Below are 20,623 nucleotides of genomic sequence, written 5' to 3' on the forward strand. Positions count from 1 at the left end.
CGCGGCGCGGCGGCTGGTGCCCGTCCTGCTCGCCGTGGCGGTGCCCGCGCTCACCTTCGCCGTCCCGCGCCCCGGCGACGAGGGCCGCACGGTCAACATCGGCATCGTGCAGGGCAACGTGCCCGGCCGCGGCATGTACGCCCTGGGCGACGAGCCGGCCGTCGTGCTGAAGAACCACTCCGCCGAGACCGAGCGCCTGGCCGCCGCGGTCGACGCGGGCACGCTGCCCCGCCCCGACCTGGTCGTCCTGCCGGAGAACTCCACCGACATCGACCCGTACCGTGACACGTTCGCCCGCGAGACCATCGACGCGTCCGTCAAGGCCGTCGGCGTGCCCACCCTGGTCGGCGCGGTCGTCGCCATCGGCGACGAGCACCGCGCCACCCGCAGCCTCGTGTGGGACCCGGTCACCGGGCCCGGCGCCTACTACGACAAGCAACACCTGGTGCCCTTCGGGGAGTACACCCCGTTCAAGGACATCGTGCTCGCCCTGTGGGAGCGGGCGAGCCTGGTCGGCCGGCAGTCCGTGGCGGGCACCAAGCCGGGCGACCTGAGGATGGGGCCCGTGACGATCGGCGCGGTCAACTGCTACGAGGTGGCCTACGACGGCACCGTCCGCGGAACCGTGCGCACCGGGGCGAGCCCGATCGTGGTGCAGACCAACAACGCCACCTACGCCCTGTCCAACCTGCCGCCGCAGCAGCTCGCCATGTCCCAGATCCGGGCGGTGGAGCACAACCGGGCGGTCGTCACGGCCGCCACCACGGGGATCTCCGCCTACGTCACGCCTGACGGTAGGGTCTCGTGGCGGACCCGCGAGCTCGTCGCGGACATGACCGTGGTGAAGGTGCCCGTGCGCACCCAGGAGACGATCGCCACCCGGGTCGGCGCGCTGCCCGAGTGGGCGCTGGCGCTGATGGGCGTGGCGGCCGCGGGGGTGGCCGTGTGGCGCGGCAGGCGGCAAGGCGACCGGACGGGGAGAGGCTGATCATGGAGACTCTTGGCCGAGTGCTCATCATCGTGCCGACCTACAACGAGCGCGGCAACCTCCCGATGATCGCCGAGCGGGTGCGGGCGGCGCTGCCCGGGGCCCATCTGCTGGTGGTCGACGACAACAGCCCCGACGGCACCGGCGAGGTGGCCGACGAGCTCGCCGCCGGCGACGACCACATCCACGTCCTGCACCGCCCCGGCAAGGAAGGGCTCGGCGCCGCCTACATCGAGGCGTTCCGCTGGGGCCTCGACGAGGGCTTCAACGTGCTGGTCGAGATGGACGCCGACGGCTCCCACCAGCCGGAGGAGCTGTCCAAGCTGCTGGAGGCGCTGGCCGACGGCGCCGACCTGGCCATCGGCTCGCGCTATGTGCCCGGCGGCAGGGTCGTCAACTGGCCCGCCTCCCGCGAGCTGCTGTCCCGCGGCGCCAACATCTACACCCGGATCATGCTGGGCCTGGCGGTCCGCGACGCGACCGCGGGCTTCCGCGCCTACCGGGCCGAGACCCTGGAGAAGGTGGGCCTGGCCGACGTCGAGTCGCAGGGCTACTGCTTCCAGGTGGACCTCACGCTGCGCACCGTCCGCCACGGGCTGCGCGTGGCCGAGGTGCCGATCACGTTCGTCGAGCGGACCGTCGGCACCAGCAAGATGAGCCGGCGGGTCATGACCGAGTCGTTCTGGCGCATCGCCGTGTGGGGGTTCGCGGGACTGCCGGCACGGTTCGGCAGGAGACGTGGCTGATCGCGGAACGCACCGGCCCCGCCGGTCGTTGTTCGTGACGTACGCGCGCGCTGAATCGAGGTAACGATGCGCCTCCTGCTGTTCCTGGCCTTCCTGCTCGTCCCCGTGCTGGAGATCTGGCTGCTCATCCAGGTCGGGTCCGTCATCGGCGGCTGGCCGACCGTGGCCCTGCTCATCGCCGACAGCCTGCTCGGGGCCTGGCTGGTGCGCCGTGAGGGCAGGCGCGCCTGGCGGGCGCTGCAGGAGGCGCTGCAGTCCGGGCGCATGCCCGAGCACGAGCTGGCCGACGGCGCGCTGATCCTGGCCGGTGGCGTGCTGCTGCTGACGCCGGGCTTCTTCACCGACATCGCCGGGTTCCTGTGCGTGCTGCCGTTCACGCGGCCGCTGATGCGCCGGCTGGGGGCGTGGTTCTTCGACCGCAGGCTCAAGCGGATGGCCGCCGCCTCGCCGTACGCGCAGCTGTTCTCGCAGGCGTTCCCGGGCGGGCCCGACGCCGGAGCGGGCCGGGCCCCCGCGGGCGGCAAGGTCGTCCACGGCGAGGTGCTGCGCGAGGACCGCGAGCCGTAGCCCTCCCGGGCTGCAAGCGATTGCACAGAAACGACGGCCGGTCAAGTCGGTACGGCGTCGTCCATGAGATCCACCTGCGCGCTGCAACAAAACTGCACAGCCTTCCGCATTGACGCGGCCCGCAAACGGTTGCATAAAGGCATCAAGGCCGGCCGAGCTGACGCACGAGCACCACACCTGGTAAGGAGCCCGTTCATGGGAGCGGGCTCCTAGGTCACGGCTTGCCAGCGGAGGCCCACAGTGCCGATGAACGCAGTGCCAAGAAACGCAGTGCCAAGGAGCACAGGACGCGACAGGAAACCCCGCAAGGCCCGTTCACTGCTCGCCGCCCTCGTGGCGGCCGTCGCCGCCACGCTGCTGGCGGCCCTGGGGCTCCCCGCGATCCCCAGCGCGTCGGCCGTCACCCTGTTCGCCGACGACTTCGAGGACGGTGACGCGGCCGGCTGGACGAAGTCCGGTGGGAGCTGGTCGGTGGTGGCCGACGGCTCGCGCGCCTACCGGCAGTCCGGCACCAGCGCGGACGCCCGGGTCGTCGCCGGGTCCGCGTGGACGGGCCAGTCGGTGCAGGCGCGGGTGCGGCCCATCGCGTTCAACGGCTCCGGCCGGCACGTCGCGGTGCTGGCCAGGGCGCAGAGCACCAGCGCGTACTACTTCCTCGGGATCGGCGAGACCGGCGCGGTGGTCCTCGGCAGGCGTACCGGCGGCGCACCGGTGACCCTCGCCTCGGCCCCGGCCGGGATCGTGACGGGCACCTGGCACACACTCCGGCTGGAGGCGTTCGGCACGACGCTGCGCGGCTTCCTCGACGGGGCGGAGGTCGTCTCCGCGACGGACGCCACCTACGCCTCCGGCCGGGCCGGCCTGGCCGGCTCGTACGCGAGCGCCTCGTTCGACGACGTGCTCGTGACCGACGTGGGCGGCCCGACCGAGCCGCCGGTCACCCCGACCGTCACGCCGCCGCCCTCCGGAACGTGCACCAGCCCCGGCTCGCCCGCCGGGTTCGCCTCGGTGGACGCCTGGGGCCAGAGCGGCACCACCGGAGGCGCGGGCGGCCCGACCGTCGAGGTCGACACCGCGAGCGAGCTGATCTCCGCCATCGGGCGGAGCGGCCCTCTGACGGTGTGCGTGCGCGGCGTGATCACGGTGCCGGCGGGCATGTACGACGTCGCCTCCGACAAGACGATCGTGGGCGTCGGCTCGGCGTCGGGCATCAGCGGCGGCGGCCTCAACATCGGCCTGCCCGTCGACGACGCCGTGACCGCACCGCCCGCGAACGCCGTGCACAACGTGATCGTCCGCAACCTGACCTTCCGCGGCGCCAGCGACGACTCGATCAACGTGCAGATGTTCTCCCACCACGTGTGGCTCGACCACAACGACCTGTGCTGCGGCTATGACGGCCTGATCGACATCAAGCGCGGCTCGTCGTACGTCACCGTGTCCTGGAACCACGTCCACCAGCACACCAAGACCATGCTGCTCGGCCACGACGACTCCAACGGCGCGCAGGACGTCGGCCGGCTGAAGGTCACCTACCACCACAACTGGTTCGACCGGACGCCGCAGCGCAACCCGCGGGTCCGCTTCGGCGAGCCGGTGCACGTCTACAACAACTACTACTTCTACAACACCGACGTCGGCGTGGCCTGCCAGGCGAACGCCGGATGCCTGGTCGAGGGCAACTCCTTCGAGCGGGTCGAGGAGCCGGTCAGCAACAGCTACGCCGGCCCGTCGGGCAGGTGCGTCGCCCGCGACAACGTGTTCGTCGACTCCGGCACGCCCGACTGCGGCGGGACCGTGCAGGAGGCCAGGTCGTACTACGCCTACACCCTCGACGACCCCGCCTCGGTGAAGGCGATCGTCACCGCCGGCGCGGGCGTCGGCAAGATCGGCACCTGACCGCACAGCCCGGGCGCCGGCCCGCCTTCCCGGCACCTGACCGCACAACCCGGGCGCCGGCCCGCCGTCCCGGCGCCCGACCGCACAGCCCCGGCGCGCCGCACGCCTTCCCGGCGCCCGACCGCGAGCCCCGGGGCGCCCGCACCCCCACGGCCCGGGCGCCCCGGCACACCGGCCCCCTCCGTCAGAAAGCAGAGCGATCATGCCCCCCGGAACCGCTCGCCCCACACCGCCCGGCACCGCCGAGCCCGCCCCCGGCCCGAGGAGGCGCCGCCTCCGGCCCGAGGCGGCCGTCCCGCTCATCGCCTTCATGGCCCTGCTCACCGCCACCGTCCTCGTGTCCGCCATGACCTCCCCGCCCGCCGTGGCGGCAGCCCCCGCCCGGGCCGCCGAGCCCGCGAACGGGTTCGCCTCCGTCAGCGCCCTGGGCCAGAACGGCACCACCGGCGGCGCCGGCGGCCCCACCGTCACCGTCGGCACGACCCAGGACTTCCTCGACGCCATCGCCCGCCCCGGCCCGTACGTGATCCAGGTACGCGGCCGCATCACCCTGCCCACCGGCACGACCGACGGCATGCACGCCGTCACCTCGGACAAGACCATCATCGGCCTCGGCGCCGACGCCGCCCTCGTCGGAGGCGGCCTGACCATCGGCCTGCCGGTCGACGACCGCGTGACGGCCCCGCCCGCGAACGCCGTCCACAACATCATCATCCGCAACCTGACGATCACCGGCGCCACCGACGACCTGATCAACGTCCAGATGTTCAGCCACCACATCTGGATCGACCACAACGACCTGTCCGACGGCGACGACGGGGCCGTCGACATCAAGCGCGGCTCCGACTTCGTCACCGTGTCGTGGAACAGGTTCCACGACCACGACAAGACCCTGCTGCTGGGCCACGACGAGACCGCCGGGCCGCAGGACATCGGCCGGCTGCGGGTCACCTACCACCACAACTACTTCGACGGCTCCGACCAGCGCCATCCCAGGGTCCGCTTCTCCGCGCTGGTCCACGTCTACAACAACTACTACCGGGGCAACAGCTACGGGATCGCCTCCACCTACGACGCCGCCGTCCTGGCCGAGGGCAACTACTTCACCAACGTCAACAACCCCGGCCGGGTGGAGTTCAGCGGCGACCTCGGGCGGCTCGTCGAGCGGGACAACATCCTCGTCGCCTGCCACCACCCCATCGAGACGCGCGGCACCGTGACCGAGCCGCGCACCTATTACCCCTACACCGCCGACCCCGCCGTCAGCGTGCCCACCGTCGTCCCGGCCGGCGCCGGCGTCGGCAAGATCTGAGGAGTGCCATGTCCGTCGTGTCTGCCCCGCACAGCCTCGCCACGAGGCCCCACGCCACGAGGCCACACGCCACGAGGCCACACGCCACGAGGCCACACGGTTCGGGGCCACACGGTTCGGGGCCACGCGGTACGGGGCCACGCGGTACGGGCGCCAGGCCGTGGGGGCGGCTGCTCGCCGCGGCGACCCTGGCCGTCGCGCTGACCTCCGCACCCCTGCCCGCCGAATCCGCCGCGGCACTCCCCGCCGTCGTCCCCGTCGCGGCGGCTCGGGCGGCCGACGCGCCGATCGGGTTCGCCTCCGTCGACGCCCTCGGCCAGAACGGCACCACCGGCGGCGCCGGCGGCCCCTCCGTCACCATCACCACGGCCGCGCAGCTCAAGGACTACGCCGGCCGCGCGGGGCCGTACACGTTGTGGATCTCCGGCCGGGTCCGGACCAGCGGCATGATCACCGTCGTCGCGAACAAGAGCATCCTCGGCGTCGGCGCGACGGCGGAGATCACCGGCGGCGGCCTCCAGCTCGGCTCCACGACCCGCCCCGGCAACAACGTGATCATCCGCAACCTCCGGTTCACCGCCGCGGACGACGACTCCATCAGCGTCACCAACAAGGCCCACCACGTGTGGATCGACCACAACGACCTGTCCGACGGCTACGACGGCCTGCTCGACATCAAGCGGGAGTCGGACTTCGTCACGGTCTCGTGGAACAGGTTCCACGACCACAGCAAGACGATGCTGCTCGGCCACTCCGACACCTACACCGCCGACATCGGCAAGCTGCGGGTCACCTACCACCACAACTTCTTCGACGGCACCGACCAGCGTCACCCCCGGGTGCGCTTCGCCGAGCCGGTCCACGTGTTCAACAACTACTACCGCAACAACTCCCTGTACGGGGTGGCCTCGACGGAGAACGCGGGCGTCCTGGTGGAGGGCAACTACTTCGAGAACGTCGCCCACCCCATTCACGTCGGGTACGACAAGAGCGCTCCGGGACGGGTGGTCGAGCGCCGCAACGTGTACGCCGGCTCGGGCGCGCCGGAGACGGCCGGCACGGTCGTGGAGCCCTCCACGTACTACCCGTACACGCTGGACGAGCCCGCGAAGATCCCGTCGATCGTCGAAGCGGGCGCGGGGGTCGGCAAGCTCGGCTTCTGAGGCGCCTCACCGCCGGACGGGCCGCCCCGCCCGGGGCGCCCGGGCGGACCGCACGTCCCCGGTGGCCGGGCATGTCATGCTGAGCCGGATTCGGAGTACGATCCTGCGATCAACCGTATAGATCGGTCCAATACCGGCGAGGTCGTGTGTTCGGAATCATTCGCCCGTGCTCCGCGCACGTCTGCGCGAGCGTGCGCGACGCGTGGCGCGCCCACCTGTGCGGCCTCTGTCTCACGCTGAAGGACGGGCAGGGGCAGGCGGCCCGGCTGGCCACCAACTACGACACCCTGATCATCTCGGTCCTCACCGAGGCCCAGCTACCGTCCGCCTCCCCGCACCGCACCGCGGGCCCGTGCGCGCTGCGCGGGTTCCGGCGGGCCGACGTGGTGGACCACCGGGCTCAGGGGGCGCGGCTGGCCGCCTCGGTGTCGCTCGTGCTGGCCGCCGGCCGGCTCCGTGACCACGCCGCCGACGGCGACGCCGCCCCGGGCACCACTGTCGCGGGCCGCCGGCTGGCGGCCCGCTGGGAGGCGGCCGGGGCGCGGCTCGGGGCGGAGGTGGGCTTCGACACGGCGACGCTGGCGGCGACGGCGGAGCGGCAGATCACCCTGGAGCGCCTGGCCGCCGCCGGGCCGTCCACGGCCGCTTCCGCCGTCGGCGGGACAGCGGGGCTGCTGGAGCTGACCCGGCCCACCGAGGAGGCGGTCGCGGCGGCGTTCGCCCACACGGCGCTCATCGCCGGTCGCGCCGGGAACGCCGGCGTGCTGGCCGAGATCGGCACGCTGTTCGGGCGCCTGGCACACCTGCTCGACGCGGTCGAGGACCAGGAGGACGACGCGGCGCGGGGCGCGTTCAACCCGCTCACCGCCACCGGCACCGGCCGCGAGGAGGCGCGGCGGCTGTGCGACGACGCCGCGCACGGCATCGCCCTCGCCGTACGGGACCTGGAGCTGGAGGAGCGGCACCTGGTGGAGGTGCTCCTCGGCGCGGAGGTACGGCGGGCGGTGACACGTGCCTTCGGCGCGCACGCGACGGCCGCCCGCCGCCGGCCCGCCTGGCCGTTGCGGACGATGGCCGGCGCGGGCACGCTGCTCACGTGCGGGCTGTGGCGGCCGGAGTGGAGCGAGCTCAACGGCGCCTCGTGCGAGGAGCGCTGCTACCTGAAGGACGGTTGCGACGGTTGTGACGGCTGCTGTGACTGCTGCCAGTGCTCGTGCGACTGCTGCGAGTGCTCGGGCGGGTGTTGCGACTGCTCCTGCGACTGAGGCGCCCCGCGGCCCCGGGCCGAGGGGCCGAGCCGCTCGGCCGCTCCGCCTTCCGGCCGCCGGGGTCGCCGGAAAGCCGAACGCCGGCCCCCGTCGTCAGACGGAGACCGGCGTCCAGAAAACTGCCCCCGGGGACGTGCCCGGGGGCTTCACACCGTGAGAGGGGTTCAGGCGCTCCTGCGACGCTGGGCGCGAAGTACGGCCAGCCTCTCGTTGAGCACCTCCTCCAGGTCCTCGATGGATCGCCGCTCCAGCAGCATGTCCCAGTGTGTCCGCGGGGGCTTGGTCTTCTTCGACTCGGGCTGCTCGCCGTCCACCCGCACCGCGGTGGCGCCGCACATGCGGCACTCCCACGTCGCGGGGATCTCAGCCTCGGCGGCGAGCGGAACCTCGAAGAGATGGCCCTTCGGACAGGTGTAGGACACCTCCTGGCGTGGGGCCAGATCCGTGTTACGGTCGTTCTCGTAGCTGGTTGCCCCGAGCCGGGTGCCACGAAGTGCTCGCTCGCCCATGTCTGAATGCCTCCTACAGGGCCCCCATTGCGCGGGGGGTCTGTCTCCCACGGTGTCTAACGCTTGATACCGTGATGGGATTCCCACCCATGGCGTGATCCAATCGCCCCGGCACTCAGGAGTTCCCTCCAGAGGCGCGGCAATCCCTATGAGGCCGGGGATTCCCCTCGCGTAACGGCCCGCACGGCGAGCGTGCGACCGGTGAACGAGCCCTCCACCGCCTGCGCGTAGACGCGCGCCACCTCGGCCGCCGGCACCCCGTCCGCCGGGTCCATCCCGAGCGACACGAGCGTCTCCCGCACCCAGCCCGGGCTGACGGCGTTCAGACGCAGGCCGCGCGGCAGCTCGACGGCGGCGGCCCGCACGAACGCCTCCAGTCCCGCGTTGACCAGATGGCCCATCGACGACCCGGGCACCGGCTCGGCGAACCTCCCGCTGGTCAGCGTGACCGACCCGCCGTCCCGTAGCCGGCCGAGCGCGTGGCGGACCAGGTTCACCTGGCCGATCAGCTTGCCGTCGAGGCCGGTCCAGAACGCGGCGTCCGACGGGTCGTCCAGCGGCGTGAGCGCCCCGCTCGCGGCGCAGCACACCACCGCGTCCACCCCGCCTGACCGGCCGGCGCGGTCGAGCAGCGCGTCGATGGAGGCGGTGTCGCGCAGGTCGGCCGGCACGGAGTCCCCGGCCGAGCCCCCCGCCGAGCCTCCCGCTGAGCCCCCCGTCGAGCCCCGCCGCGAGACGCGCACCACCTCGTGCCGCCGCTCCAGCTCGTCGGCGACCGCCGTCCCGATGGTCCCCGTCGCGCCGATCACGATGATCCTCATTGCCGCTCCTCGACATCCAGGTGTTCAGGTGTCCAGGCTGCGGCGTGCCGCCGGGCGGTGCCAGCCCACCGCCGGAGGTACACCTGACAGGTGCAGGCTCGGCGATCGGGCATCGGCCAGACTGGGAGGCATGCGCGTACAGGGCGGACAGACGGCGACCGGACGAGGGCCCGGCTGGGAGCTGGGCGAGTTCCTGAGGACCAGGCGGGCGCGGCTGCGGCCCGAGGACGCCGGCCTGCCCGCGTACGGGGGCCGCCGCCGGGTGCCCGGCCTGCGCCGTGAGGAGCTGGCGCAGCTCGCGGGCGTCAGCGCCGGCTACTACACCCGGCTGGAGCAGGGCCAGAGCCCCGGTGCCTCGGACGCCGTGCTCGACGCGGTGGCCCGCGCGCTGCGGCTCGACGAGGCCGAGCGCGCCCACCTGTACTCCCTGGCCAGGCCCCGGCCCGCCGCGCGCCGCCGCCCGGCCAGGCCGGAGCGCGTGCGGCCCGGCGTCCGGGTCATGATCGAGTCGTTCGGCGACGTGCCGGCCCTGGTCATGGGCCGCTTCCTGGACGTCCTCGCCTGGAACCCCATGGCGCACGCCCTGCTGGCCGGGCACCTCGACTTCGGCGCGCCGGACCGGCCGGACGACCGGCCCAATATCGCCCGCATGATGTTCCTCGACCCGCACACGCGGGAGCTGTACGCGGACTGGCCGCGCAAGGCCCGCTCCACCGTCGCCGACCTGCGGCTGATCGCGGGCCGGTGGCCGGGCGACCCGGGACTCACCGGGCTGGTCGGCGAGCTGACCCTGCGCAGTCCCGAGTTCGCGCGGCTGTGGGCCGCCCACACCGTCGGCGACTGCGGCACCGCCGCCCGCGCGTACCGGCATCCCCTGGTCGGGACCATGGAGCTCGCGGCGGAGTTCATGGCCCTGACGGAGGACGAGGGGCAGCGGGTCGCGGTGTTCAACCCCGAGCCCGGCTCGCCGTCGGAGTCGGCGCTGCGGCTGCTCGCCGGTCTGACCGCCACGTCTCGGCCGCCAGCCACAGGCCGCCCGCCGCGATGAGCGCGCCGTGCGCGATCCGCAGCGGGTACGGGCCGAAGAACTGCGGGATGAACAGCGCGAACCCGAGTGCCAGCGGCGCGGCGCTCCACGCGGCCAGGACCCCGGAGCGGCGCACCGCGACGGCCGCCATCACGGTCCCGACGCCGAGCAGCGCCAGCCCGGCGGCGAACATGGTGACCGCCACCGGGTGGAAGCGGAACTCGCCGGCGAGCTCGATGAGCGCGGGCGCGCCGTCGCGCAGGGACCTGCGGGCGATCACGTGCAGCCCGAAGTCCTCGGCGCCGTAGTAGGGGAGCGTCAGGCCCGCCCCCACCCAGGTCACCGCGGCGGCCCGTGACGCGAGCCGGCCGCCCAGCAGCTCGCTCAGCCCGAGCACGCCCAGCCCCAGCAGGATGAAGCCGATCATGGCGGCCAGGTGCCCGGTCACCTAGGCGGGGGCGGCCATGGCCGCCGCGTCGTCACCGGAGGGCCGCACGGCCGGATAGACGAGGAACAGGACGCCGGCGGCCGCCAGGGCCGCCGAGGTGAGGCGAGGACTCATGACCACTCCCAGATGAAACCATTGCTCTTTAACGAGAGCAATGCTCTCTCAAGAGGGTGCCGTTCGTCAAGAGCGGTGCTCTCTTTACGGTTCCCTGGTCTCCAGCCTGGGCGCTCCCGGATCGGCGCCCGGCGGGAACTCTTCGGCGGGGCAGCGGTAAGGACAGGCGACTCTGCCCGCCCGCCCCGCCGGGCACCGCGTGAAAGAGTTGACCAGTCCATGGCCGAACCGGCGACAGCCGAGGACGTGGTGCCGGGACGTTCCCGGCGCCGCGGGGCGTCAGATCCGGTGCGGCACCTCGTTGCCCGCGGCGCGGATGGCCTTGGGCAGGTTGACCAGGGCCAGCAGGACGAAGCCCACCACGAAGAAGATGATCATGGAGACGATTGCGATCCGGTAGCTGTTGGTGAGCTGGAGCGCGATCGTCACCGTCAGCGCGCCGATGAAGGCCGAGCCCTTGTCGCTGATCTGCAGCAGGCTGAAGTACTCCGCCTCCCGCCCCCTGGGGATCACCTGGGAGAACAGCGAACGCGACAGCGCCTGGGTGCCGCCCAGCACGATCGCGATGGCCAGCGCCATGAGGTAGAACTGCAGCGCCTGGCCCTCCTGGACGTACATGGCGGCGACCACGATCACCGTCCAGATCACCAGACTGCCCAGCACGGTCCGCTTGGTGCCGAAGCGGCGCGCCAGCAGGCCCATGAGCAGCGCGCCGAAGAACGCCACGAACTGCACCATGAGGATGGCGCTGATCTGCACGGTCTTGTCCAGCTTCAGCGCCTCGGCGGCGAAGGCCGCGCTGTTGCCGATGACCGTCTGGATGCCGTCGTTGTAGACGAGGTACGCCACCAGGAACAGCAGGGTCAGCGGGTAGCGGCGCAGCTCGGCCAGGGTGCGGCCGAGCTGGCGGAAGCTGCCCGCGACCGAGCGCAGCGCCGTGCCCTCGTGGACCGGGACCGGCCGGTTGCGCAGCCGCAGCAGCGGCACGACGGTGAACGTCGCCCACCACAGCCCGGCCGACATCATGCTGATCCGCACCGACATGCCCTCGCTGAGGCCCAGGCTCTCGTGCTGCAGGTAGAGCACCAGGTTGAGGGCCAGCAGCAGGCCGCCGCCCAGGTAGCCGATGGCCCAGCCGCGCGAGGACACCCCGTCGCGCTCGTCCGGGGTCGAGATCTGCGGCAGGAACGAGTCGTACACGACGACGGAGGAGCCGTAGGCGAGGTTGGCGAGGACGAACAGCACGCCGCCGAGCAGGTAACGGTCGTCCTCGACGAAGTACAGGCACATGGTGGCCAGCGCGCCGGCGTAGGCGAAGCCGCCGAGCAGCTCCCGCTTGCGGCCGGTGTGGTCGGCGAGCGCCCCCACGATCGGCAGGAACACGATCTGCAGGAACACCGCGACGGTCAGCGTCAGCCCGAAGAACGCCGCGGGCCGCACGTCGGCGCCGAGCACGTCCACGTACCCGAGCCCGGGGTGGGCGGCGGCGAGCCTGTCGAAGTCGCGCGCGCACGTCTCGGCCGCGACCGTGGGGAAGTCCTGGGCGCAGGCCGCGGTGCGGGCCACGGGGATCAGGTACGGGCCGAGGAACACCGAGATGATCGTGGTGTAGAAGGCGGAGTTGGCCCAGTCGTAGAAGTACCAGCCGCGCTGCTCGCGCCTGCGCGCGGCCGGGGAGTCGGCGGTGGGGTCGTCGGGAACCGCGGGGGGTGCGGGTACGGGCATGGTGTCGAGTCGCTCCTAGGCCACGAGTCAGGCCGCCATGCGGCCGGGATGCCACTGGCCGCGGCGGTCCAGCACGTCGCGCAGGCCGGTGATGTTGTCGGTCATGATGCCGTCGACCCCGAGGTCGAGCAGGTGGTCCATGCGGGCGGTGTCGTTGACCGTCCACACGTGCACCTGCATGCCGATGGCGTGGGCGGTGCGGACCAGGCGGCCGGTGGTGACGCGCAGCCCGCGGAAGCCCACCGGCACCTGCGCGCACGGCACCCCCGCCCGCGACAGGCGGGTCAGCAGGCGGCCGTAGCCGGAGGTCGAGGCCGCGGCGCGCAGTGCGGCCACGCCGCGCGGGCCGAGCGACGAGCAGACCTCCCGCCCGATCGCGGCCCTGGCCATCAGCAGCCGTTCGTCGGAGAACGAGGTCAGGCACACCCGGTCGTGGGCGGAGGTGCGCCTGAGCGCCTCGGCCAGCGGCGCGATGGCGCCGGCCTCCTTCACGTCGATGTTGAAGCGGGCCTCCGGCCAGCTGCCGAGCAGGTCCTCCAGCAGCGGGATCTCGTGCTCGCCGTCGACGCGGGCCCGGCCGACCTCCCGGTACGGCAGCTCGGACAGCCGCCCGCGCCGGTCGGTGACCCGGTCGAGCGTGGGGTCGTGGAAGGCGAGCAGCACGCCGTCGGCCGTGGCCCGCGCGTCGGTCTCCAGGTAGGTGTAGCCGAGTCGTATCGCCCGGTCGAAGGCCGCGGCGGAGTTCTCCGCGCCCTCGGCGGCGCCCCCGCGGTGGGCGAAGGCGAGCGGGCCCGGATGGTCGAGAAAGGGGAAACGACGGCTGAGCACGTCCTGAAGTATGCCTTCCGGGAAAGGGATCTGGATGCGGACGACGGTTACGAATCAGCGATCGTCCCTCAAAATCAGGGTGATACCGGTGACTCCGCCAGATTCTGCCACTCCTGGCGGCGGGACTCGGACAGCGCGATGGCGGCGGCCACCGCGACGTTGACCGACCCGACGCGGCCGACCTGCGGGATGTAGCAGGCGCCGTCCACGGCGTCCAGCAGGGCGGGCGAGCAGCCGTGGTCCTCGCTGCCGACCACCAGGCACACGTCGCGGGCCAGGTCGGCCTGGTGCAGCGGCACGGCCCCGGCGGTCAGCTCGATCGCGAGCACGGTGTAGCCGTCGTCGCGGGCGGCCTTGACGGCGTCGAGGGCGGGCATCGGCTCGTGCCAGGTGACCAGCCGCTCGGTGCCGAGCGCGGTCTTGCCGGCCTTGGGGTTGGTCGGCGGGGTCGCGTTGCCGGCCAGCCAGATCTGGTCGGCGCCGAACGCGGCGGCCGTCCGGAAGATCGAGCCCACGTTGAACGGGCCGGTGACCGACTCGAGGATCAGGGAGAGCCGGTTGCCCGTCTGCCGCCGCCAGGCGCGGTTGAGCCGTTTGACGTCGGTGGGGCGGAGCTGCCTTCTCATGCTTCCACTTTCAGGATTCGGTAGGCGGCCCGGGAGGCCTCGCGGGAGGCCTGCCAGCCCTGCTCGCCGAGCCAGCGCTGCAGGGAGTCGGAGCCGAGGTGTTTCTGGACGACCAGGTAGGCGACGCCGCCCGGCGCGAGGCGCGACAGCCACCCGGTGAGCATCGCGTGCAGGGCCGGCTTGCCGATGCGGATGGCCGGGTTGGACCAGATGGCCTGGAAGGTCACCTCGTCCGGCATCTCGTCGGCGTGCACGGATCTTACTGTGCCGAGGCCCGCGGCCCGGGCGTTGCGCTCCGTGAGCTCCACACTACGGCGGTTCACGTCGACGGCCCACACCGTCGCCTCCGGGGCGCGCGAGGCCATGGTCAGCGCGATCGGCCCGTACCCGCATCCCAGGTCGAGCAGGTCGCCCCGTGGAGGGGGCGGCGGGACGGTCTCCAGCAGGACGCGCGTGCCGAGGTCGACCCGCTCGGGCGAGAAGACGCCCCGGTCGGTCTCCAGCCGCAGGTGCAGGTCGGGCAGCACCAGATCGACGGTGCCCGGCCTGCTGGCGGCTCCCGGCTGTTCGGAGAAGTAGTGGGCCACGTGCCTGAACGTTACGGGATCCGCGCCCCGAACAGCACGGCGGCGCCCGCCACCAGCACCCCGGCGAGGATCGCCGCCACGATGAACCACTGCGTGATCTCCTGGTTCACCAGTTTGAACCCGAGCGAGGTGCCGATCTGCTCGTAGACGTCGCGCAGCTCGCTGCCGGACTCGGCCGTGTAGGCCCGGCCGCTGGTGCCGTCGGACAGCGACTGCAGGGTCTGCTTGTTGACCGGCACGTTGACCGGCCTGCCGTCGATCGACACCGTGCCCTCCTGCGTGCCGTACGCGATCGTGGAGACCGGGACGCGGGCCTGCTTGGCGGCGTCGATGGCCTCGGTGACCGAGCGGCCGGAGGTGTTGTCGCCGTCGGACAGCAGCACGATCGCGGAGGGCGGCGGGTCGGTGACGGCGTCCTGGTCGAACGACTTGACCGAGTCCAGCGCGTTGAAGACCGCCTCCCCGATGGCCGTGCCCGGCCTGGTGGACAGGTTGCCGATGGCGGTGACCACGGCCTGGTGGTCGGTGGTGGGGGAGATGACGACGTTCGCCGAGCGGGCGAACGACACGACGCCCACGTTGAACCGGTCGGGCAGCTTCTTGACGAACGCCTGCGCCGCGGTCTTGGCCGCGCTGATCCGGTTGGGCTGGACGTCGCCGGCGTCCATCGACAGCGACACGTCCAGGGCGATCATGATGGTGGCGCGGTCGCGCGGCACGCGCACCTGGTCGGCCGGCTTGGCCGCGCCGATCACCAGCAGCCCCATCATCAGCAGGAACAGCAGCGGCGCGACGTGCCGCCGCCAGCCGGGCCCGGCCGGGGCGACGAGGTCGAGCAGCGCCAGGTTCGTGAAGCGCACGGTGTAGCGCCGGCGGGCGAACTGCGCGGCGACGTAGCCGCCGGCGAGCAGCACGAGCAGCGCGAACAGCCACAGCCACGCGGGGGAGAGGAAGGTCATGAGGTTCTCCGGTGCGCGAGGTGGCTCATGCGGCGCTGGCGCAGCACGAACTGCGCCACGTCGAACACCCAGTCGCGGTCGGTGCGCAGCACGAGGTGGGCGACGCCGGCGCGGCGCAGCGCCGCCCGGGTGCCCTCGCGTTGCGCGGCCGCCGCCTCGGCGTACGCATGCCGGACTTTGGGTGAAAGGTGCACTTCGCGTACGTTCCCGGTCTCCGGGTCGGCGAACGCGACCCGGCCCACGTCGGGCAGCTCCAGCTCGCGGGGGTCGATCACCTCGACCGCGAGCACCTGGTGCCGGGCCGCCAGCCGGCGGATCGGCCGCTCCCACGGCCGCTCGGCGGCCGGGTCCAGCTCGGGACGCGCGTCGAGGAAGTCGGACACCACCACGCGCATGCCGCGCCGCCTGCGGGTGGCCGCCAGCACGTCGATACCCTCCGCCAGGTCCGGCGCGTCGGGCACGGGCCGGCCGCGCGGGGCGTCCATCAACGAGTGCAGCAGCCCGTACAGAGCGGGGCGGCCGGTGCGGGCGGGCATCCGATGAATGTACTCGTCGTGCAGCACGAGCGCGCCGAACCGGTCGCCCATGCGGCTGGACAGGAAGCCGATCGCGCCGATCGCCGCCACCACCAGGTCGCGCTTGTCGGTGTCGGCCGTGCCGAAGTCCATGCTCGGCGACAGGTCGGCCAGCGCCCACGTCTCCAGCTCACGGTCGGCGATCAGGTCGCGCACGTGCGGCACGGTCGTGCGCGCCGTCACGGCCCAGTCCATGCGCCGTACGTCGTCCTCGCCGGGCACGTAGACCCGGCTGTCGCCGGCCTCGCTGCCCGTGCCGGGCAGCAGCCCCAGGTGAGCGCCGTGCAACAGGCCGTCGAGCCGGCGGGTCACCACCAGCTCCAGCCTCCGCAGCGCCTGCTCCGCGGTGTTCACTGCTCGCTCACCGCTCCTCATTCGCTACGCGGCCACGCTCGTCCCTCGCGCGTCCACTCCGCTCACTGCGTCGGGTTCGCTCGGTGTTCACCGGTCGCTCACCGGTTCTGGTTCCAGACGACGAGGGGCGGGGGTACGGCGTGCAGGATCTGCCTGACCACCTGCTCCGGGTCGACGCCGTCGGCCAGCGCGTCGAACGTGAGCATCAGCCGGTGCGCCATCACGTCCACCGCCACGTCGCGCACGTCGTCGGGCAGCAGGTAGTCGCGGCCCCGCAGCAGGGCCAGGGCCCGGCCGGCGGCCACCAGGCCCAGGGTGGCGCGCGGGCTGACCCCGATCTCGATGGTGTCGGTCAGGTCGGCCAGGCCGTACTCGGCGGGCGAGCGGGTGGCCATGACCAGCCGCACCACGTAGTCGGCGACGAGCTGGTGGACCGAGACCGACTCGGCGGCGGCCTGCAGCGCCAGCAGCCGGTCGGGTTCGAGCACCCGCGACGGCGTGGGCGGGGTGACGCTCATGCGGTGCAGGATCTCCAGCTCCTCGTGGGCGCTGGGATGCGGCACCCGCACCCGGAACAGGAACCGGTCGCGCTGCACCTCCGGCAGCGGGTAGACGCCCTCGGACTCGATCGGGTTCTGGGTGGCCAGCACGATGAACGGCCGGGGCAGCGGATGCGTGACCCCGGCCAGCGTGACCTGCCGCTCGGCCATGACCTCCAGCAGCGCCGACTGCACCTTGGCCGGGGCCCGGTTGATCTCGTCGGCCAGCAGGAAGTTCACGAACACCGGCCCGAGCTCGACGTCGAACTTCTCGTTGGACGGATGGAACACCCGGGTGCCGACGATGTCGCTCGGCACCAGGTCGGGGGTGAACTGGATGCGGGCGAACGTGCCGCCCACCACGGTGGCCAGGGTGGACGCGGCCAGGGTCTTGGCGACGCCGGGGACCCCTTCCAGCAGGCAGTGCCCGCGCGCGAGCAGGGCCACGACCAGCCGCTCGACCATGTGCTCCTGCCCGACGATGACCCGCCGGACCTCGTCGAGGGCCTGACGCAGCACAGCCGCATCGGTTCCGCCTGGCAACTCTTCGGCGACGCTCATGACGCCCATTCCACCAAAGGTCCCGCGAACGTGCATCACGCCACGTCTGTGCTTTCATGGCAAACGTGGCAAGTCCGCTGCAGTATGGCGATCCTCCGCGGCTCGGGCCGTTCGTGGTTCAGGCGCGCCTGAACCAGGCACCGGCCGGGTTCGTGTACCTCGGGCAGGGCGCCGACGGGCGCGCCGTGTCGCTGGCCGTGCTGACCCGGGGCGCCGCCTTCGACGCGGCGGCGCGGGAGCGGTTCGTCACGGCGATGCGCGAGGCGTCGGCGCGCGGCGGCGTGCGCGGCTGGCTCGGCCGGGCCGCCCGGTCGCGGGCCGCCGTGCTGGAGGGCACGCCCGAGGTGCTGGCCATGGAGACCGGCAAGGCGCCATGGGTGGCCGTGCCGTATGTGCCGGGCCGGCCGGGAGCCGAGTGGTTCCTCGGGCCGGTGATGGTCGGGGGCACCTTCATCGGGCCCGCGCACGGCCCGGACTTCGTGCCGTACTGGCTGACCGACCGCGCGCCCGCGCTGCCCGGCCCGCCGCCCCGGCCCGCGCCCCTCACCGAGACGCGCAAGCGGGTGCTGCTGGCGGCGCTGGCCCTGGCCGTGCTGGTGCTGCTGCTCACGGTGATCGCGATGCTGCTGCTGTTCGGCCGGTCGGAGAGTGAGCCGATGCCCAGGCCGCTGCCGCCCACCAACTTCCAGCCGACGCCGCCGCCCACCCCCGCCACGCCCGAGCCGCAGCAGCCCACGCCCTCCCCGTCGCCGTCGCCGAGCCAGAGCGGCCGGGGCACGCCGGACCGCTCGCCCGGCGACGACCAGGGCCAGGACCAGCAGCTCTGAGCCGCCCGCTCGCCCGGTCGCCGTGGAAGCCCGGTCGCCGTGGAAGCCGGGCCGCCGTGAAGGTCGGGCCGCCGTGGAAGCCGGGGCCGCCGTGGAACAGGTTGAGCCTCCTGTCGCGGGAGGCTTTAGCGTCCCGCGGCATGGAGTTCATCGTTCACGACACCCTCACCGCCATGGCGGACCTGCTGGAGCAGCCGCTGGAGCGCCGTCCCGACCGCCTGCGCGAGCTGATGGCCCCCGTGCGGTCCGCCGTCCCGATGCCCGGCGACATTGTCGACATCCACCACCGGGGCTCCGGCTTCCGCGTCGACGTCGACGACCCCCGCTACCTGCCGGCCCTGCGCCGGATGATCGACGCCGACGTGCTCGGCCACGTCGAGCGGGAGCTGCGCCGCGCCTCCGAACGGCTCAAGGACGCCCCGCAGCCCGACTCGCTGCAGGTCATGTTCATCCTCGGCAACCCCGACGACGACTACCTCATGAGCGACACCGGCGGCTACTACGGCATCGCCGGCGCGCCCGGCTGGCTGTACCTGCTCGCCTGGCCCACCGACGAGAACATCGGGCGCATCGCGCACTGCGCGGTCCACGAGTTCCACCACAGCGTCCGCTACACCACCGTGGAGTGGAACCCGGCCACCGTGACCGTCGGCGAGCACATCGTGGCGGAGGGGTTGGCCGAGGCGTTCGTGCGGGAGCTGTCGGGGCCGGAGGCCATGGGGCCGTGGTCGTCGAGGGTGACGGGGGCCCCGCTGGAGTCGGCGTACGAGCGGATCATGGCGGACATCGACCTGGAGGGGATGGCGAACACGCCGGCGTACGTGCTGGGCGACACCGCGGCGCGCCGCTTCGGCTCGGAGCCGCGCGGCATCCCCGACATGGCGGGGTACGCGGTGGGGCTGCGGCTGGTGGACGCGCACCTGGAGGCGACCGGCATGACGGCGGCGGAGAGCAGCCTGCTGCCCCCCTCCCGCATCCTGGAGAGCTCCCGCGCCTGACGACCCTCCGGACCGGCGCGCGTCAGCGGGGGTCTCAGCCGGGGTCGGCGGGGGACACGAAGCCGGACTCGTACGCGGCGATGACGGCCTGGGTGCGGTCGCGGGCGCCGAGCTTGGCCAGCACGTTGCCGACGTGGGTCTTGACCGTCTCCTGGCCGACGACCAGCTCGGCCGCGATCTCGCCGTTGGACAGCCCCCGGGCCATCAGCCGCAGGACGTCGCCCTCGCGGCCGGTGAGCCGGTCGACGCCCGGCACGGCCGTCACGGGCCGGCGGCCGGCCAGCGCCCGGATCGCCGCCGGGAACAGCAGCGAGTCCCCGGCGGCGACGAGCTTGACCGCCCGCACCAGCTCGTCGGGCCGGGTGCGCTTCAGCAGGAACCCGTCGGCCCCGGCGCGCAGCGCGTCGTAGATGTAGTCGTCGTTCTCGAACGTCGTGACGACGATCACCTTCGGCGGGGCGTCCAGCGACACCAGCCGGCGGGTGGCCTGGATGCCGTCGACGGCCGGCATCCGCACGTCCATGAGCACCACGTCAGGGCGCTCGCGGCGCACCACGGGCAGGACCTCGGCGCCGTCGGCGGCCTCGCCGACCACCTCCAGTCCCGGCTCGGAGCCGAGGATGATCCGCAGGCCCGCGCGCACCAGGTCCTCGTCGTCGGCGATCACGACTCTCACCGTCATGGAGCAGACCGTAGCGGCAGCCGCGCGGTGACCCGCCACCAGCCCTCCGGGGCGCCGTCGCAGGCGTCGGCCGGGCCCGCCTCCAGCTCGCCGCTCAGGAGCCGTACGCGCTCGCGCATGCCCGCCAGCCCCCGGCCCCCGCCCACCGCGGCTGCGGTCCCCCCGGACGACGCGGCGGTCCGGTTGGCCACCTCCAGGCGCAGGTCGCCGTCGCGTACGGCCACCGCCAGCCGTACCGTGCCGTGTCCGTGCCTGATGGCGTTGGTCAGGGCCTCCTGCACGATCCGGTACGCCTCCCTGGAGACCGGCGCGGGGACCGCGGACACGTCGCCCACCTCGCGCTCCACGGACGCTCCCGAGGCGGCGACGAGCGCGTCCAGGTCCTTCAGCGTCGCCCACTCCTCCCTGATGCGGGGGGCGGGCGCGCGGGCGGCGCGCGGCGGGTCGCCCGCCCGCGGGACGCCCTGTGATCGGAACATCACACGTCTGAACTACAGTCA

22 protein-coding genes are annotated in these 20,623 nt (G+C 73.0%); 10 read left to right on the plus strand and 12 right to left on the minus strand.

Features of this window, described 5'->3' with window-relative positions; all coding sequences use genetic code 11:
* From lnt to ABZS51_RS38010, 7 genes are all read left to right on the plus strand, one after another.
* Positions 1–988 (plus strand): apolipoprotein N-acyltransferase (lnt, locus tag ABZS51_RS37980; RefSeq protein ID WP_355451778.1); only part of this gene is annotated, 988 nt, incomplete at its 5' end.
* A gap of 2 nt (positions 989–990) precedes the next feature.
* Entirely contained in the window at positions 991–1,734 is a 744-nt protein-coding gene (locus ABZS51_RS37985; RefSeq protein ID WP_355451781.1) for a polyprenol monophosphomannose synthase, read from the plus strand.
* Positions 1,735–1,800: 66 nt separating this feature from the next.
* Positions 1,801–2,301, plus strand: a complete 501-nt coding sequence (locus ABZS51_RS37990) for an FxsA family protein (protein WP_355451783.1) — start codon at positions 1,801–1,803, stop codon at positions 2,299–2,301.
* Positions 2,302–2,571: 270 nt separating this feature from the next.
* The gene (locus ABZS51_RS37995) at positions 2,572–4,200 is read left to right on the plus strand and encodes a hypothetical protein (protein ID WP_355451786.1); all 1,629 of its coding nucleotides are present in this window, start codon (positions 2,572–2,574) and stop codon (positions 4,198–4,200) included.
* Positions 4,201–4,402: 202 nt separating this feature from the next.
* On the plus strand, positions 4,403–5,512 hold the full coding sequence (locus ABZS51_RS38000) for a pectate lyase (RefSeq protein ID WP_355451789.1): 1,110 nt from the start codon (positions 4,403–4,405) through the stop codon (positions 5,510–5,512).
* Positions 5,513–5,520: 8 nt separating this feature from the next.
* The gene (locus ABZS51_RS38005; RefSeq protein WP_355451792.1) at positions 5,521–6,675 is read left to right on the plus strand and encodes a pectate lyase; all 1,155 of its coding nucleotides are present in this window, start codon (positions 5,521–5,523) and stop codon (positions 6,673–6,675) included.
* A 146-nt stretch (positions 6,676–6,821) separates the two neighbouring features.
* A complete protein-coding gene (locus ABZS51_RS38010) occupies positions 6,822–7,940 on the plus strand; it encodes a DUF5685 family protein (protein ID WP_355451795.1) in 1,119 nt (372 codons plus the stop codon).
* Between the two features lie 167 nt (positions 7,941–8,107).
* Here the strand turns inward: ABZS51_RS38010 and ABZS51_RS38015 are convergent, their stop codons facing one another.
* Positions 8,108–8,452 carry an RNA polymerase-binding protein RbpA gene (locus ABZS51_RS38015; RefSeq protein ID WP_310709104.1) on the minus strand — a complete coding sequence of 115 codons (345 nt, stop codon included), beginning with the start codon at positions 8,450–8,452 and terminating at the stop codon, positions 8,108–8,110.
* A 146-nt stretch (positions 8,453–8,598) separates the two neighbouring features.
* Entirely contained in the window at positions 8,599–9,273 is a 675-nt protein-coding gene (locus ABZS51_RS38020; protein ID WP_355451799.1) for a short chain dehydrogenase, read from the minus strand.
* A gap of 130 nt (positions 9,274–9,403) precedes the next feature.
* Between ABZS51_RS38020 and ABZS51_RS38025 the strand changes: the two genes are divergently transcribed.
* Entirely contained in the window at positions 9,404–10,321 is a 918-nt protein-coding gene (locus tag ABZS51_RS38025) for a helix-turn-helix transcriptional regulator (RefSeq protein WP_355451802.1), read from the plus strand.
* Here the strand turns inward: ABZS51_RS38025 and ABZS51_RS38030 are convergent.
* The 8 genes from ABZS51_RS38030 to ABZS51_RS38065 form a co-directional block, all read right to left on the minus strand.
* Complete coding sequence (locus tag ABZS51_RS38030) at positions 10,221–10,748, minus strand: hypothetical protein (RefSeq protein ID WP_355451805.1); 528 nt, start codon at positions 10,746–10,748, stop codon at positions 10,221–10,223. The genes ABZS51_RS38025 and ABZS51_RS38030 overlap by 101 nt on opposite strands.
* A 393-nt stretch (positions 10,749–11,141) precedes the next feature.
* Positions 11,142–12,587, minus strand: a complete 1,446-nt coding sequence (locus ABZS51_RS38035; protein WP_355451808.1) for an MFS transporter — start codon at positions 12,585–12,587, stop codon at positions 11,142–11,144.
* Between the two features lie 27 nt (positions 12,588–12,614).
* Positions 12,615–13,415, minus strand: a complete 801-nt coding sequence (locus ABZS51_RS38040) for a glycerophosphodiester phosphodiesterase family protein (RefSeq protein ID WP_355451811.1) — start codon at positions 13,413–13,415, stop codon at positions 12,615–12,617.
* Positions 13,416–13,489: 74 nt separating this feature from the next.
* Complete coding sequence (locus tag ABZS51_RS38045) at positions 13,490–14,041, minus strand: TrmH family RNA methyltransferase (RefSeq protein ID WP_310709110.1); 552 nt, start codon at positions 14,039–14,041, stop codon at positions 13,490–13,492.
* Positions 14,038–14,628 carry a methyltransferase gene (locus ABZS51_RS38050; RefSeq protein ID WP_355451815.1) on the minus strand — a complete coding sequence of 197 codons (591 nt, stop codon included), beginning with the start codon at positions 14,626–14,628 and terminating at the stop codon, positions 14,038–14,040. The genes ABZS51_RS38045 and ABZS51_RS38050 overlap by 4 nt, the downstream gene beginning before the upstream one ends.
* An 11-nt stretch (positions 14,629–14,639) precedes the next feature.
* Positions 14,640–15,587, minus strand: coding sequence for a VWA domain-containing protein (locus ABZS51_RS38055; RefSeq protein WP_355451818.1), 948 nt, complete (start codon positions 15,585–15,587; stop codon positions 14,640–14,642).
* Positions 15,584–16,516 (minus strand): DUF58 domain-containing protein, encoded by a 933-nt coding sequence (locus ABZS51_RS38060; RefSeq protein WP_355451821.1) that lies wholly within the window; start codon positions 16,514–16,516, stop codon positions 15,584–15,586. The genes ABZS51_RS38055 and ABZS51_RS38060 overlap by 4 nt, the downstream gene beginning before the upstream one ends.
* Positions 16,517–16,614: 98 nt before the next feature.
* The gene (locus ABZS51_RS38065) at positions 16,615–17,616 is read right to left on the minus strand and encodes an AAA family ATPase (protein ID WP_355451824.1); all 1,002 of its coding nucleotides are present in this window, start codon (positions 17,614–17,616) and stop codon (positions 16,615–16,617) included.
* Positions 17,617–17,672: 56 nt separating this feature from the next.
* On the opposite strand from ABZS51_RS38065, the gene ABZS51_RS38070 reads away from it, so the two are divergent.
* Complete coding sequence (locus tag ABZS51_RS38070) at positions 17,673–18,443, plus strand: hypothetical protein (protein WP_355451827.1); 771 nt, start codon at positions 17,673–17,675, stop codon at positions 18,441–18,443.
* 140 nt (positions 18,444–18,583) lie between these two features.
* Positions 18,584–19,441 carry a DUF2268 domain-containing putative Zn-dependent protease gene (locus ABZS51_RS38075; RefSeq protein WP_355451830.1) on the plus strand — a complete coding sequence of 286 codons (858 nt, stop codon included), beginning with the start codon at positions 18,584–18,586 and terminating at the stop codon, positions 19,439–19,441.
* Between the two features lie 34 nt (positions 19,442–19,475).
* Here ABZS51_RS38075 and ABZS51_RS38080 read toward each other — a convergent pair whose 3' ends face one another.
* Together ABZS51_RS38080 and ABZS51_RS38085 are read right to left on the minus strand one after the other, a co-directional pair.
* Positions 19,476–20,123 carry a response regulator transcription factor gene (locus ABZS51_RS38080; RefSeq protein WP_310709117.1) on the minus strand — a complete coding sequence of 216 codons (648 nt, stop codon included), beginning with the start codon at positions 20,121–20,123 and terminating at the stop codon, positions 19,476–19,478.
* Positions 20,120–20,602, minus strand: a complete 483-nt coding sequence (locus ABZS51_RS38085) for an ATP-binding protein (protein WP_355451833.1) — start codon at positions 20,600–20,602, stop codon at positions 20,120–20,122. Before ABZS51_RS38085 ends, ABZS51_RS38080 begins: the two co-directional genes overlap by 4 nt.
* Positions 20,603–20,623 lie beyond the last annotated feature (21 nt).

Source organism: Nonomuraea sp. NPDC005501, assembly GCF_040605905.1.
GTDB lineage: Bacteria > Actinomycetota > Actinomycetes > Streptosporangiales > Streptosporangiaceae > Nonomuraea.